Annotated in this window: 12 protein-coding genes; 4 read left to right on the forward strand and 8 right to left on the reverse strand. The window is 46.5% G+C overall.

Annotated elements, in window-relative coordinates:
* Positions 1-81: 81 nt before the first annotated feature.
* The gene (gene rlmKL / locus AY605_RS07590) at positions 82-2,286 is read right to left on the reverse strand and encodes a bifunctional 23S rRNA (guanine(2069)-N(7))-methyltransferase RlmK/23S rRNA (guanine(2445)-N(2))-methyltransferase RlmL (protein WP_064095828.1); all 2,205 of its coding nucleotides are present in this window, start codon (positions 2,284-2,286) and stop codon (positions 82-84) included.
* Between the two features lie 231 nt (positions 2,287-2,517).
* Here rlmKL and AY605_RS07595 point away from each other — a divergent pair, with 231 nt between their 5' ends.
* The 4 genes from AY605_RS07595 (at position 2,518) to AY605_RS07610 (ending at position 7,028) form a co-directional block, all read left to right on the forward strand.
* Complete coding sequence (locus AY605_RS07595; RefSeq protein ID WP_064095829.1) at positions 2,518-2,862, forward strand: hypothetical protein; 345 nt, start codon at positions 2,518-2,520, stop codon at positions 2,860-2,862.
* Between the two features lie 222 nt (positions 2,863-3,084).
* The gene (locus AY605_RS07600) at positions 3,085-4,101 is read left to right on the forward strand and encodes an aspartate carbamoyltransferase catalytic subunit (RefSeq protein ID WP_064095830.1); all 1,017 of its coding nucleotides are present in this window, start codon (positions 3,085-3,087) and stop codon (positions 4,099-4,101) included.
* Positions 4,102-4,111: 10 nt separating this feature from the next.
* Positions 4,112-5,347 (forward strand): dihydroorotase, encoded by a 1,236-nt coding sequence (locus AY605_RS07605; protein ID WP_064095831.1) that lies wholly within the window; start codon positions 4,112-4,114, stop codon positions 5,345-5,347.
* 181 nt (positions 5,348-5,528) lie between these two features.
* The gene (locus AY605_RS07610) at positions 5,529-7,028 is read left to right on the forward strand and encodes an OmpA family protein (RefSeq protein ID WP_081406352.1); all 1,500 of its coding nucleotides are present in this window, start codon (positions 5,529-5,531) and stop codon (positions 7,026-7,028) included.
* A 54-nt stretch (positions 7,029-7,082) separates the two neighbouring features.
* Here the strand turns inward: AY605_RS07610 and AY605_RS07615 are convergent, their stop codons facing one another.
* From AY605_RS07615 to AY605_RS07645, 7 genes are all read right to left on the reverse strand, one after another.
* The gene (locus tag AY605_RS07615; RefSeq protein ID WP_064095832.1) at positions 7,083-8,495 is read right to left on the reverse strand and encodes a short-chain fatty acid transporter; all 1,413 of its coding nucleotides are present in this window, start codon (positions 8,493-8,495) and stop codon (positions 7,083-7,085) included.
* Positions 8,496-8,591: 96 nt separating this feature from the next.
* A complete protein-coding gene (locus AY605_RS07620; protein ID WP_064095833.1) occupies positions 8,592-9,230 on the reverse strand; it encodes a CoA transferase subunit B in 639 nt (212 codons plus the stop codon).
* 2 nt (positions 9,231-9,232) lie between these two features.
* Positions 9,233-9,937: a CoA transferase subunit A gene (locus AY605_RS07625; RefSeq protein WP_064095834.1), complete on the reverse strand. Its 705-nt coding sequence runs from the start codon at positions 9,935-9,937 to the stop codon at positions 9,233-9,235.
* Positions 9,938-10,030: 93 nt separating this feature from the next.
* Positions 10,031-10,933, reverse strand: a complete 903-nt coding sequence (locus tag AY605_RS07630; RefSeq protein ID WP_005104501.1) for a hydroxymethylglutaryl-CoA lyase — start codon at positions 10,931-10,933, stop codon at positions 10,031-10,033.
* Positions 10,930-12,924, reverse strand: a complete 1,995-nt coding sequence (locus AY605_RS07635) for an acetyl/propionyl/methylcrotonyl-CoA carboxylase subunit alpha (RefSeq protein ID WP_064095835.1) — start codon at positions 12,922-12,924, stop codon at positions 10,930-10,932. Before AY605_RS07635 ends, AY605_RS07630 begins: the two co-directional genes overlap by 4 nt.
* Positions 12,925-12,943: 19 nt before the next feature.
* Positions 12,944-13,738 carry an enoyl-CoA hydratase/isomerase family protein gene (locus tag AY605_RS07640; RefSeq protein ID WP_064095836.1) on the reverse strand — a complete coding sequence of 265 codons (795 nt, stop codon included), beginning with the start codon at positions 13,736-13,738 and terminating at the stop codon, positions 12,944-12,946.
* A gap of 12 nt (positions 13,739-13,750) precedes the next feature.
* On the reverse strand, positions 13,751-15,352 hold the full coding sequence (locus tag AY605_RS07645) for a carboxyl transferase domain-containing protein (RefSeq protein ID WP_064095837.1): 1,602 nt from the start codon (positions 15,350-15,352) through the stop codon (positions 13,751-13,753).
* Positions 15,353-15,375: the final 23 nt, after the last annotated feature.

Raw genomic sequence — 15,375 nt, forward strand, 5'->3', positions numbered from 1 at the left:
ATATGTTCCATGAAAAAACCCAGTTCAATTGAACTGGGTTTTTTATTTGTGACTGGATATTAGTCGCAAGTCTATAAGGCGTTAAACTTGCGGATGACGGATTTTCCAGGCACGGTGAATCTTTTGATTCCGCTTAAAGTCAGGACCAATGGTTTCCTGGGTAATTTCTTCAACATCAAAGAACGCCAGAATTTCTTCATCCATCTCAAAACCACGATAGTTATTTGAGAAATACAGGGTACCATCGCTGGTTAAACGGTTCATGGCACGTTTCAGCAGGGATAAATGGTCACGCTGGACATCAAAGGTACCGTAGAATTTCTTCGAGTTCGAAAACGTTGGCGGATCAATAAAGATCAGGTCATATTGCTCATGGCCTTCTTTCAGCCATTCGAAACAGTCAGAGGCAAAGAACTGGTGCTGTTCATCCGCATGATCCACGGTTAAACCGTTCAGGACAAAATTTTCTTTTGACCAGTTCAAATAAGTATTCGACAGATCGACGCTGGTCGTGCTCGCAGCACCGCCCAAAGCAGCATGTAAACTTGCCGTTGAGGTATAGCTGTACAGGTTCAGGAAGTGTTTGCCTTTTGCTTCACGTGCAATACGTAAACGCATTTGACGGTGATCCAGGAATAGACCGGTATCCAGATAATCGGTCAGGTTGACCAGAATCTTGGCCTTGCCTTCCTGTACGATAAAACGCTTGGATGCTGTACTTTGTTTGGTGTACTGGTTTTTACCTTCCTGACGCGCACGGGTCTTGATAAAGATCGCATCACGGCCCAAACCGGTCACGGCGCGAATTGCCTGTAAGGCCAGGTTGAAACGTTTCTTGGCTTTTTCCGGATCAATAGTTTTAGGTGGCGCATATTCTTGTACATGCAAACGCTCGCCATACAAATCTACTGCGACGTTAAAATCAGGTAAATCTGCATCATAGAGACGTAAACAATGGATCTGTTCCTTGACTGCCCATTTTTTTAGAGCTTGCATGTTTTTGGTCAGACGGTTGGCAAACTCCATCGCACCTTCAATCGGCTCAAACTGCTGAGGCTGCCAGCTTTCTAGGAATGGACGTACCACCGCGGCCGGTTTAACCGTACCGAAGCGGATATAAATCGGCAATTTACCATTCATCAAACGCAGGATTTGCGGATCATTGAATGCCAGCACGTCGGCCTGTTCCACTTGTGAGGCAATCACAGCCGCTTTTTGATTCGGGAAATTCTTTTGCAGTAAAGCTGATAAACCCAAGTATAAAGAACGGTTTTGGGCTTTATCACCGAGACGTTCACCATAAGGCGGGTTGGTCACGAAGAATACTTTCTTGCCTTCTGCATGAAAATCAGGCCAGTCATTTAAAGTCCGTTCTTCAATCATGATATTGTCGAGTGCGGATTCAAAACCCGCCGCGATAATATTTTGTCTGGTGGCTTTAACCGCTTCCCAGTCCGCATCGAAGGCATAGAATTGTGGTAATGGATTTTCCATTGCCGCTTGATGACGCTCAGCAGCTTCTGCCTTGATGCTCATCCAGAGTTCATGGTCATGACCATTCCAGCCATTAAAACCGAAACGACGGACCAGACCAGGCGCACGGTCGGTCAAGATCATCAGTGATTCAATAATGAACGTTCCTGAACCACACATTGGATCAACCACGATATCCGGATTTAACGCTTTTAAACCACCTTTTTGCAGAATCGCAGCGGCCAGGTTTTCCTTGATCGGGGCGTCAGTCATGAACCGGCGATAACCGCGTTTATGCAAAGAGTCGCCAGACAGGTCCAGGCAGTAAGTATGTTCTTTCTTGCCTGCCAGAATATACATGGTGATTTCAGGCTGTTTGGTATCAATGCTTGGACGTTTGCCTACCGCTTCCATAAAGGAATCCACGACACCATCTTTGGCACGTAAAGTTGCAAACTGGGTATTGACCTTGATATCACGCTCGACATGCAAACGAATCGCAAAGGTACTTTGTGGTGCAAAAATCAGCGACCAGTCAAAGCTGAGAGCTCCTTCATAGAGTTCTTCTGCAACATCACGCGCATCATGAGAAAATTCAATTTCATGCGTGTGGATCGGCATCAAGACACGTGAAGCCAGACGTGACCACATGCAGATACGATAAGCATTTTCCAGGGTGCCTTTAAAGGTTAGACGGCCCGGAAAACGCTCAATATTCTGAACACCTAAGCCTTGAATTTCTTCTTCTAATAAGGTTTCCAGCCCATCGGCACAGGTGACCCAATAATTGCTTAAACGTGGAGAGGTATTCATATAATAGAGAGACCAAAAAAAGATAAATAAAAACTGCGCTAAGTTTACCGTATTTTTATATTGAAAGCTTTTTAAATTCTCTGAAAGGCCTGAGCTGCCATAGAGAATATGCGTATTTGTATTATAAATTGAAAAACTGGTACGTATTTTGCTCTATCCACTGTAAATCAGGCAGTCAGTCGATGGGGAGCGATGGCTGCCTGATTTTTCAATTTTATAATGAGGGTAAAGATGTTAGAGAATCAGTTACGCAACCATGACGCTTTTTCAGTGGCCACTTTAATTTATGCGCGTTTACGACGTGTTTCCGGTCGGGTAATTGATGCACTTTTTTTGGCAGAGAATCTGGACTATGCCCGGCATGTGATTCAGCTGGCAGAGCAGACCCAGGACCCAGAGTTGAGTCATCTGATCCAGCGCCTGAAAATGGTACTGGAGATTTCGGAAACAGGACAAGGTTCTGAAATAGAGGCCACGAACCTAAGCCAGCAGAATGAGCTGATCTCGGTTGAACCGGATGAAGATGATATCTATCGTGCACAAGTATCACATCGTTATATTGGTGCATTACGCTAGACAGGAGAGGGTGTGAATGCTCCAGACTGAAGCACCCATTTTTTAATATTTAAAATCAGCAGGATGTAAATCGGGTTAAATTATCTTGTTGAAAAAATAAAGATGAATCTGATTTTCTGTTTTTATTGTTCAGATGCTTTTTGTACAAGTAGCAACGTGCTCAACTATAAAAATTCGCCAATCTCTGTATAATATGTTGACTTAACGCATAAGGAATCTCTCATGCACTTGGCGGCATTGCATACACCGAGCCAGATTCAACTCAATAAAGAAGGTAATCTAAAACACTTCTTGACCATCGAAGGTCTTTCTAAAGAAACCCTGACAAAAATATTGGACACTGCACAGTCCTTTTTTAATGACCAAAATCAGCTGATCACCAATAATTTGCTGGAAGGCAAAACGGTGATGAACCTGTTCTTCGAAAATTCTACCCGTACCCGAACTACCTTTGAAGCCGCTGCCAAGCGCCTTTCTGCCAACGTTCTCAATATCGATATTGCCCGTTCGAGTACCTCTAAAGGTGAAACCCTGCGTGACACTTTATGGAATCTGGAAGCCATGGCGGCCGATATTTTCGTGGTACGTCATTCATCTTCTGGAGCAGCACATTTTATTGCCAAAGATGTCTGCCCAGACGTCGCCATTATTAACGCCGGTGATGGCCGTCATGCGCATCCGACGCAAGCCATGCTGGACATGCTGACCATTCGCCGTGAAACCAATAAAAAATTCGAAGAAATGTCGATCGCTATTATCGGCGATATTAAGCATTCGCGTGTGGCACGCTCAGATGTGGCCGCCTTGCAAACTTTGGGCTGTCAAGATATCCGGGTGATTGCACCCAATACTTTGTTGCCATTAGGCTTTGAAGAATATGGCGATGGTGTTCGTCTGTTTAACAAGATGGAAGAGGGCATTAAAGACTGCGACGTGATTATTACGCTACGTATTCAAAACGAGCGGATTGATTCTCCAGCACTTGCCTCGCAAGCCGAGTTTTACAAAATGTATGGTCTGAACAAAGAACGTCTTGCGATGGCCAAGCCGGATTGTATCGTGATGCATCCAGGACCAATGAACCGTGGGGTGGAAATTGATTCCAGCATTGCAGATGGCTCACAGTCGGTGATTCTGCATCAGGTGACCAATGGTATTGCGGTGCGTATGGCAGTACTGGCACTGGCGATGCAGGGGCAGTTACAGGAACAGGGTTTGATTGAAGCGATTGCGGTATAAGGAATAAGTCATGTCTATTGTAAAAATTGAAAATGTCCGTGTTCTCGACCCAATTGCAAAAACAGATTCGATCGAAACGGTTTATCTCGAAAATGGTAAGCGTGTAGAGGCATCCTCAGACGTTGCCGAGACCCTTGATGGTCAAGGCAAATGGCTGATGCCTACCATGGTTGACCTGTGTGCACGTCTACGTGAGCCAGGCCAGCAGCAACATGGGACTTTAAAGTCGGAAGGTAAGGCAGCACGAGCTAACGGTATCCTGCATGTATTTACCCCACCAGATTCAAAACCGATTGTTCAAGACAATGGTGCGCTGATTCACGGCCTGGTTGATAAAGCCATGCTGGATGGTGGGATATATTTACAGGTAATTGGTGCGCAAACCCAAGGCTTAAATGGTCAACAGCCGGCAAATATGGCGGGTCTGAAAAAAGGTGGTTGTAGTGCCGTTTCCAATGCCAGCGCGCCGTTTGCCAATGATGATGTAGTCCTGCGTACACTTGAATATGCCGCAGGTTTAGACCTGACAGTGGTATTCTATGCAGAAGAACCACAAATTGCCAAAGATGGCTGCGTACATGAAGGTTTTATTGCTTCACGTCAGGGCTTGCCGATGATTCCGGCACTGGCTGAAACCGTGGCAATCGCCAAATACTTGCTCATGATTGAAGCCACCCATGTACGTGCACACTTCGGTCTGTTGTCTTGTGGTGCATCTGTCGAATTGATCCGTATTGCAAAGGAAAAAGGTTTGCCGGTGACCTGTGATGTAGCGATGCACCAGCTGCATCTGACCGATCATTTGATTGACGGTTTTAACTCTCTTGCACATGTGCGTCCGCCGCTTCGTTCAGAACAGGATAAAGAATTGCTGCGTCAGGGAGTAAAATCCGGTGTGATTGATGCCATCTGCACCCATCATGAACCGCTGAGCAGTTCTGCGAAAATGGCGCCATTTGCGGAAACGCAACCAGGATTCACTGCTTTTGATACCTATGTGCCTTTTGGTCTGCAACTGATTCGTGAGGGGTTGTTAACTCCACTGGAATGGGTAGAAAAAGTAACCTTGGCTCCGGCTCGTGTTGCACAAATGGCAGATCGCTGGGTAAATGAATCAGGTTGGGCGCTTCTAGATCCTGAACTGGAGTGGACCCTGGATAAAGAAAGCATCGTGTCACAAGGTAAGAATACACCGTTAATCAATCAAAAAGTGCTGGGTAAAGTGATTCAAACTTATGTTGCTTAAATAAGAGAAACTTTATAAAAGTCAGCTTCGGCTGGCTTTTTTTTATTTTTTAAATTGTATTGGCGAAATGCCACACTAACAAAAATAGTGAAACTTTATGATATTCATACAATTATTTACATTTTCAAAAAATAGGGGTCGTTACACTGCTTAAATATTAAACATTAGAAAAATCAAAAGAATGGTGACGATTATGAATATAGACTTTATGGAACGCTTAAAAAGTGATGTTACGGCCATTGTGCTTCAAGGTGAAACAGAGCATTTATTTGCCAAAGATCAAGCTTTGGCGCAGTTCTATCCCGTATTTTTAAGTATATTGCGTGCTCGCCCCGCCTGGATCGAGATTCTTGGTCAGCAACTCAATCCAAAGATTCATGAATTATTCAATGCAAATCCGGCATTAAAGCAGCAGTTTCTGGATCAACTTGATCAGAGTGCACCACAAGAAGAAATAGAACAGACCCTGAATCGGTCAATTGTACCGACCATGAATTTCTTACAGACTGAAGCAGGGGCTCCAAGTCAGGAAGCCATTAGCCATTTGCTGGAAACTCATGCTGATTCAATTCAACGCGCCTTGCCTGTTTGGGCTGGCCCTATTTTGGCAGCGCTTGGTGTTTCACCCTTGGCGGGACACAGTTTAAACCAAGAACCTGTGCTTGAACCAGAGTCTGTCATTGTGGTTCAGGAAGAGAGAAAAACAAGCTTTTTATGGCCCGTTATCATTTTTCTGATTCTGGCAGCTTTAACCCTGTTTTTTATTCGTAGTTGTATGCATGATGATGATCCACAAGCCGGTCAGGACAGGCAGGTTGCCAGTGAAGCTGTAGCCGTCCAACCTGCCTCTTTGCAATTGAGTACGGGTAGCAATGGTGAAATTATAAGTTGCCAGATAGGGTTGAATAATCCGCAATATATGGAAATTCTGCAAAACGAGATTAAACAGATTTTTAATTATAATATTGGTTGCGGTACGTTGAGTAGTGATGCCTATCATTCAGAATTCACCGATCAGGATACTATCCCGACTGTTTTGAGAGCAATCCAGGGAATGCCAAATGTATCACTGGACTGGGTGGGCAATCAGGTTTTGGTGCGTGCAGCAAGCAATGCTGAAGCTGAGCGTCTGGTAGCACAAATTCGTAGTCTGGCAAAAAATGTTACGGTAGTGACTCAACAGCCTCTAAATAACAGTGAGATAATCAGTACTGCTAACAATGAAGCAGAACAGGCTCTGGCTAGCATTAAGGAGGACGATGTTAAAGCATTGGATGTAGCGACTGCACTCAATTTACAGATCATCAATTTTGATACCGCCTCTACCGAAGTTCCAGAGGTCAATAAATTGGTGCTGGATCAGGCTGCTGCATTATTGCAACGTGCGCCACAAGTTATCCTGAAAGTTAAAGGACATGCTGATGCTCAAGGCAGCGAAGCAGAGAATAAGGCGCTGTCTGTGCAACGTGCCCAAGCGGTGACCGACTACCTCGTTCAACAAGGCGTCGATCCTGCACAGTTACAGGCAGTTGGCATGGGAGCGGATCAGCCAGTTGAACCTAATGCCACACCTGCCGGGCAGTTCCAGAACCGTCGCGTGACCTTTGAAGTCGTCAATACTGAAACGGGAGTGGTACGTGAAGTAGATGATGAAGGTGTGGTGGAGAAGACAGCAAATTAAGAGAACGGCCTAAATAAAAAAGGACGAATTTTTGTCCTTTTTTATTATCTTAAATTAAGAAAATACTGGCGGGCTATAGGTCATGGTTCTTCCCAGGAACCAGAGCAGGAACAGTACCAAAGGCAGATGGAAAATCAGCTGGGTAACCGTAAATCCAATCACATCTTTGGCTTTTAATTTCAGGATACCCAGCATCGGCAGCATAAAGAAAGGGTTAATCAGATTAGGCAAGGCTTCTGCCGCATTATAAATCTGCACCGACCAGCCCAGATGCACTTTCAGGTCATGTGCAGCCTGCATCACATAGGGTGCTTCGATAATCCATTTGCCTCCACCGGATGGAATAAAGAAGCCCAGAATTGCTGAATAAAGTCCCATCACGATGGCAAAGGTTTCCTGAGAAGCAATCGAAACAAAAAATTCGGCAATGTAATGTGACAATGACAGATCGGCCGGATTTAGCGCATTGGTCATCATAAAGGCAATACTGCCATACAACGGAAACTGGATCAGTACTCCTGAAATAGCCGGAACAGCCTTGGAGACTGCATTCAGGAAATTTCGTGGTGTACCGTGCAAGGCCACGCCCAAAATCAGAAAGATAAAGTTATAGGTATTTAAGCTGGAAATGGCCAGAATCGGATTACTTTTGGAAAATTCGTTAAACATCCAGACTGCGCCCAGAATCACGATCAAAATGCTTAAAATGGGTGAATTTTCCAACCAATCCCCCGGTCTTTTTTCGGCAGATACTTCCGGTTTTTCTTCTTCAATCTGAATCGGGAAGTGTTCAATGGTTTTAATGTCAGAGCCTTTAGGTGCTGACCAGTAAGCAATTGCGATTGAAGCTACAATCAGTACCGCCGTCATGATCATGGATTGCGGCAGGAAAATAGTCTCGGTAAATGGAATCACGCCCGTCAGGTTATAAATCGGTTCAGGCAGACTGCTTTTATTGGCCTGTAACTGTGCAGCTGAAGAACTGATGCCCAGTGCCCAGGTCGCACCCATCCCGATAATCGCGGCAGCCGCAGCAGCGCGGTAATCCATGTTAAGCTCTTTACGCTGTGCCAGTGCAATCACTAGAAGTGCAGTCAGTACAGTACTCATGGCCCAGTTAATCAGGGAAATTAACAGGCTGACCGTGGCGACCAGGACAATCGCACCACGACCGGAATGCGGCAAGCGTGCTATTTTCTGGATCAGCAGCTGGACAGGCTTGGATACGGAAACCACATAACCGACCACGATCAGCATGCACATCTGCAAGGTAAAGGGAATCAAGCTCCAGAAGCCGTCTCCAAAGGAAATCGCGACATCCTGTGCCGGTGCACCAATTCCAATGGCGGCAATCGCCACAATGATGACACCGAGTAGGGCAAAAATATAAGAATCCGGAAACCATTTTTCAGACCAGTCGCTGACGCGCATGGCGAAGCGCTGCAAAATATTTTGTTGAGTTTGCATGATTAAAATCCATTTATTCTGCAATTATTATTTTGAAATGAAGCAGCTATATATAAAAAAGCCCTTAAGAAATTTTATTCTTAAGGGCTGGCTAGATCAGGCAGCGTTACGTAGTAGCGCTACCCCAGTGACTTTTTGAATCTCTTCAAAACTTACCTCTGGTGCCAGTTCAACCAGTCGAATTCCATCAGGAGTAACATCCAGTACACCGAGGTCGGTAATAATCCGGTTCACCACAGCTTGGCCGGTAAGGGGCAGGCTACATTGCGGTACAATCTTCGGTGTACCATCTTTGGCGCAGTGTTCCATCAAGACCACGACCTTTTGTACACCCGCGACCAGATCCATGGCACCACCCATGCCTTTGACCTTTTTGCCCGGAATCATCCAGTTGGCCAGATCACCAGTTTCAGACACTTCCATCGCCCCCAGAATGGCAATATTGACATGACCGCCACGGATCATGGCAAAGGAATCGGCACTTGAGAAAAATGAAGCACCTTTACGCGCTGTGACCGTCTGTTTACCGGCATTGATCAGGTCGGCATCGATAGTCTCCTCGGTTGGAAATTCGCCAATCCCCAGCAAACCATTTTCCGACTGCAGCCAGACATTGATATTTTCCGGAATATAATTCGCGACTAGCGTCGGCAGGCCAATCCCTAAATTGACATAGAAACCATCTTCAAGCTCTTGTGCTGCGCGCTGCGCCATTTGATTACGTGTCCAAGCCATGATCAAGCCTCCGCCTTTAAAGTCATCTGTTCAATGCGTTTTTCCGGTTGGGTATTCAGTACAATCCGGTTCACATAAATGCCGGGTAGATGGATTTCATCCGGCTCCAGCACGCCAATTTCGACAATTTCTTCAACTTCAGCAATGGTGACTTTACCCGCCATGGCACAGACCGGATTAAAGTTTTGGGCGGTTTTACGGAAAATCAGGTTGCCAGCTTTATCTGCCTTATAGGCTTTGACTAGCGCCACATCGGCAGTTAAAGATTCTTCCAGAATGTAAGACTTGCCATTAAATTCACGGACATCCTTACCTTCAGCGATCACGGTTCCGACACCCGTCGCCGTATAAAAAGCCGGAATACCGGCACCGCCAGCACGTAATTTTTCTGCCAGTGTACCCTGTGGGGTCAGTTCAACTTCCAGTTCGCCATTTAAATATTGACGTTCAAACTCTTTATTTTCACCGACATAAGATGAAATCATTTTTTTAATCTGTTTGGTTTCCAGCAGAAGTCCGAGACCGAAGCCGTCTACGCCGGCATTGTTGGAAATACAGGTGAGTTGTTTAGCACCTGTTTCTTTTAAAGCTACGATCAAAGCTTCTGGAATACCGCATAAACCAAAACCACCAACGGCCAGGGTATGACCATCTTGCACCACATCCTTTAAGGCGGATTGAGCGCTGTCATAAACCTTGTTTGACATCTTGTCACCTCTATTATTGTTGTAGCAGACTTCAATCTGCTGCTTATATCCTTATGGTTTGCTTAAGATCATTTTGCTCAAGCAAGCTTATTTTCAAGCACAGGCTTTTTGCCAATAGGCATTGGCATAATTGGATGGATTATTGCGCTGCAAGACTTCACTGATATTACGGCTGGCCTGCATCAGGGCGTCTAGCTGAATACCGGTTTCAAAGCCCATATTCGAGAGCAGGTAATACAGGTCTTCAGTTGAAACATTGCCTGAAGCCCCTTTGGCATAAGGGCAGCCACCTAAGCCTGCAATGGATGAATCAAATACGCGAATGCCTTGTAATAGCGACTGGTAGATATTCGCAATCGCCATGCCGTAAGTATTATGAAAATGGCCTGCCAAAACTTTAGCATCAAGTTCAGCCAGACAAGCCTCCCAGACATTTTTCACCCGATCCGGTGTTGCTGTACCAATGGTTTCACCCAATGACACTTCGTAGCAGCCCATCTCCAGCAAACGCTGGGTGACTTTTACCACCTGCTTTGGATCAATGGCACCTTCATAAGGGCAGTCCACCATGCAGGAGACATAGCCGCGCACCTTAATGTCATTGGCTTTGGCGGCTGCCATGACATCGGCAAACTTCTCGAAGCTTTCATCAATCGAGCAATTGATGTTTTTGCGGGTAAAGCTTTCAGAAGCAGCGGTAAATACCGCCACTTCCTTGCAACCTACAGCCAGTGCCGATTCAAAACCTTTCAGATTTGGGGTCAGCAGACTGAATTGAATATTCGGATCTTGGGGTAGGCTGGCAAAGAGCACATCACTGTCTGCCATTTGCGGTACCCATTTGGCTGAAACGCAGGAGCCGACTTCGATGGACTGTAGACCGGTTTTCATCAGGTCTACAATCAGGTTTTTCCGGTCATCCAATGTCAAAGGTGTTTTTTCATTTTGCAGGCCATCGCGTGGCCCGACTTCTACGATTTTGACAAAATCCGTCATGCAACTTCCTCCGCCAGTGGCTGGAATTCGACCAGTTCATCACCAGCTTTAACCTGATCACCCTTCTGGAAATATGAACTTGCGATGATGCCGTCATGCGGTGCACGAATTGAATATTCGATCTTCATGGCTTCCAGCGTCATCAGCACATCATCTTTTTTGACTTTGTCATTGGCTGCCACGAGCACCTGGGTAATGACACCTGGCATTGGCGCGATCAGATTATTTTCCGTGCCTTGTTCATCCTGATTATTAAAATCAGACTTCAGGTAATTGAACTTATAGCTTTGACCATTCTGGAACAGGGTAATGCCTTGCTCAGTCTGGCTAAAAGCCAGTTTTTGCTGTTTACCCGCCAGTTGCAACGCTAAAGTATGGGCATCGACGAGCTGACCTTGAATCTCAATCTGCTGACCGTTATAGCTGGCGACAAATCCTTGATCTTGGGTGCTGAACTGAGCTTTTAGGGTAAAACCATTACGTTGTAATTGCACTGTATGGCTATTTTTCTGGTTCAGGCGCCAGAATGCTTTTTGCTGCCACACCGGATTGCTTGGAACGGGGTTCTGTGCCTGACGTGACAGTAGCTCAATCAGTGCGGCACTAACTACCAGTTCGGCACTGATATCCGCAGAAGGTTTGAGCAGGAATTCTTCTTCACGTTGAATCAGGCCAGTATCTAAATGTGCATTTTTAAACGATTCGCACAGCACTAGGCGATCTAGAAAAGCAATATTGTTACCCAGACCATCAACATGGAACTGACCCAGTGCATGGTGCATTTGGGTCAAGGCTGCTTCACGGTTTTTGCCCCAGACAATCAGTTTGGCAATCATCGGATCATAATAGGTGCTGATTTCATCACCTTCGACAATACCGCTATCGACACGGACACAGTCACTTTGCTCTGGATAATGCAGGTAGCTGATCTGACCAATCGCAGGAATAAAGCCTTTTTCCGGTTCTTCGGCATAGACACGAGCTTCGAGTGCATGTCCATGAATCTGCAATTCATGCTGCTGTTTCGGTAAAGGTTCACCAAAGGCCACGCGCAGTTGCCATTCCACCAGATCCTGTCCGGTAATCATTTCCGTCACTGGATGTTCAACCTGAAGACGGGTGTTCATTTCCATGAAGTAAGCTGTGCCGTCTTGCTCCACGATAAACTCGACTGTACCGGCACCGACATAGTTCACTGCACGCGCAGCATCAATCGCCGCCTGACGCATCGCCTCCAGTTTGTCTTCCGGCATTTTTGGAGCTGGTGCTTCTTCCAGCACTTTCTGGTGACGGCGCTGTACCGAGCAATCACGTTCGAACAGATGTACATAATTGCCGTGGGTATCACCAAACACCTGCACTTCAATATGACGTGGCTGAATCACATAGCGTTCAATCAGAACGTCTTCATTGCCAAAACTTGAACGTGCTTCACTTTTACAAGAAGCGAGTGAACTCAGGAAATCTTCACTGCGTTCCACCAGACGCATGCCTTTACCGCCACCGCCGGCACTGGCTTTAATCAATACCGGATAGCCAATATTGTCTGCCTGCTTTTTCAGGAAGTCAGCATCCTGATTGGTGCCGTGATAACCAGGGGTTAAAGGTACACCGGCTTTTTCCATCAGGGCTTTAGAGGTCGCTTTCAGACCCATTGCCAGAATGGCATCGACTGGCGGACCAATAAACACAATATTGTTGTCCTGACAGGCCAGGGCAAACTGGTCATTTTCGGACAGGAAACCATAACCCGGGTGAATTGCCTGAGCGCCTGTGGTTTTTGCTGCCTGAATAATGCGTTCAATCTGTAAATAGCTTTGTGCAGCTGGCGATTCACCAATATAGATCGCTTCATCGGCCAGTTTCACATGCTGTGCCTGCGCATCGGCATCGGAGTAGACAGCAACGGTGGCAATCCCTAATTTCTTCGCTGTACGAATTACACGGCAGGCAATTTCACCACGGTTGGCAATTAAAATCTTTTCAAACATCGTAGGATCCTTCTTGTTGTTATGCCGTGGTCTTGATCCAGGCCGGGCTTTGTTTGTTTAAAAATGCATTCAGGCCATTTTTCGCCTCATCTCCCTGGCGAATATGGGCAATATGCTGTGCTGTTTTAAGCAGTAAATCTTCGGTCAAAACCTGTTGGTCAACCAGTTGAATCAACTGTTTGGATGCGCTCTGTGCAGCAGGACCACCAAGTAAAAGTGCTTCCACAATTTCATCAATTTTGCTGTCGAGCTGTTCCGGTGGAGTGACTTCATGCGCAAGACCAATGCTTTTGGCCTGTTCAGCAGTAATCCGCTCGGCGGTCAGGAAATAACGTGAGGCCTGACGAGCCCCAATCGCACGAATTACATAAGGGCTGATGGTCGAAGGTGCCAGACCTAAACGTACTTCCGACGTCGCAAACTTGGCATCGGTACTGGCCACGCAAATATCACAGGCCGAAGCCAGCCCCATGCCACCACCAAAAGCAATACCATGTACCCGGGCAATGGTCGGCTGTTTCAAGGTCGCCAGACTTTGCAGCATTTTCGCTAACTTCAAGGCGTCGGCTTCATTGTCTGCTTGAGAAGCCTGACCGGCCTGTTTCATCCAGTTCAGGTCAGCACCGGCCGAGAAGCTTTTGCCACGACCCGCCAGAATCACGACACGCACATCATCACGGCTGTTTAAAGACTGGAAGCAGGCATGCAGTTCTTGAATGACTTGAGTATTAAAGGCATTGTGCAGTTCGGCACGGTTAATCCAGACTGTCGCGACCTGATTCTGCTGTTCGAGCTGTAAAAATTGATAATCCATTTTTGATACCTCTTACATGCGGAACACGCCGAATTTGGTTGGTTGGATTGGCGCATTCAGGGCTGCAGCCAGACTCAAGGCTAGTACTTCACGCGATTGTGCTGGATCAATCACACCGTCATCCCATAACCGCGAAGACGCATAATAAGGATGGCCTTGGCGTTCGTATTGATCACGGATTGGCTGTTTAAACTGGTCTTCTTCTTCTGCTGACCAGCTGCCACCTTTCTGTTCAATCTGGTCACGTTTTAAGGTCGACAAGACGCTAGATGCCTGTTCACCGCCCATCACCGAAATACGCGAGTTTGGCCAGGTCCACATAAAGCGCGGCGAGTAGGCGCGGCCACACATACCGTAGTTGCCAGCACCAAAAGAACCGCCAATCACTAGAGTCAGTTTCGGAACATTGGCATTGGCGACGGCCATCACCAGCTTGGCACCATTTTTGGCAATGCCTTCATTTTCATACTGGCGACCGACCATAAAGCCGGTAATATTTTGCAGGAAAATCAGTGGAATATTGCGCTGGGTACACAGTTCAATAAAATGTGCGCCTTTTTGGGCAGACTCGGAAAATAAAATCCCGTTATTGGCAATAATCCCGACCGGCATGCCATAGAGCTTGGCAAAACCGGTCACCAGAGTAGTGCCGAAACGTGCTTTGAATTCATCAAAACGTGAGCCATCGACAATACGCGCTATCACTTCACGGATATCAAAAGGCTTGCGCGCGTCACTCGGCACAATGCCGTACAGTTCCGAACTGTCAAACAGCGGCGCTTCGATTTCATCTGTGGTCTTGTTTGGCTTTTTGTTCAGGTTGGCCACGATGTTGCGGGCAATTGCAAGTGCATGTTCATCATTTTCTGCCAGATGATCAGCCACGCCAGACAAACGGGTATGCACATCACCACCACCGAGATCCTCACTGGACACCACTTCACCAGTAGCTGCCTTAACCAGAGGAGGGCCGCCGAGGAAGATCGTGCCCTGATTCCGCACAATAATGGTTTCATCTGACATGGCAGGAACATAAGCACCGCCTGCAGTACAGCTACCCATCACCACTGCAATCTGGGCGATACCTTGGCTTGACATACGTGCCTGATTGTAGAAAATACGGCCGAAGTGATCGCGGTCTGGAAATACTTCATCCTGTAAAGGTAAGTATGCACCGCCTGAATCCACCAGATAAATACAGGTCAGATGGTTCTGTTCGGCAATTTCCTGGGCACGTAAATGCTTTTTCACTGTTAATGGATAATAAGTACCGCCTTTCACCGTAGCATCATTGGCGATGATCATGCAGGACACACCGTTAACCTGACCAACACCAGCGACCACACCTGCGGCAGGAACATCATCTTGATACACCTGATAGGCAGCCAGCTGACCAATTTCCAGAAAAGCGGTTCCTGGATCAATCAGGTGATTAATCCGTTCACGTGGTAACAGCTTGCCGCGATCTAAATGTTTTTGGCGGGCAGTTTCGCCGCCACCCAAAGCAATTTTTTCAACTTTCTGTTTTAGGTCATCCACCAGTTGCAGCATGGCAGTCTGGTTGGTTTTAAACTCTTCACTACGTATATTGATTTTGCTCGATAACTGATTCATGACGAACATCCTTGTTTTATTCT

It is taken from the genome of Acinetobacter sp. SFD (genome assembly GCF_001647575.1).
GTDB lineage: Bacteria > Pseudomonadota > Gammaproteobacteria > Pseudomonadales > Moraxellaceae > Acinetobacter > Acinetobacter pecorum.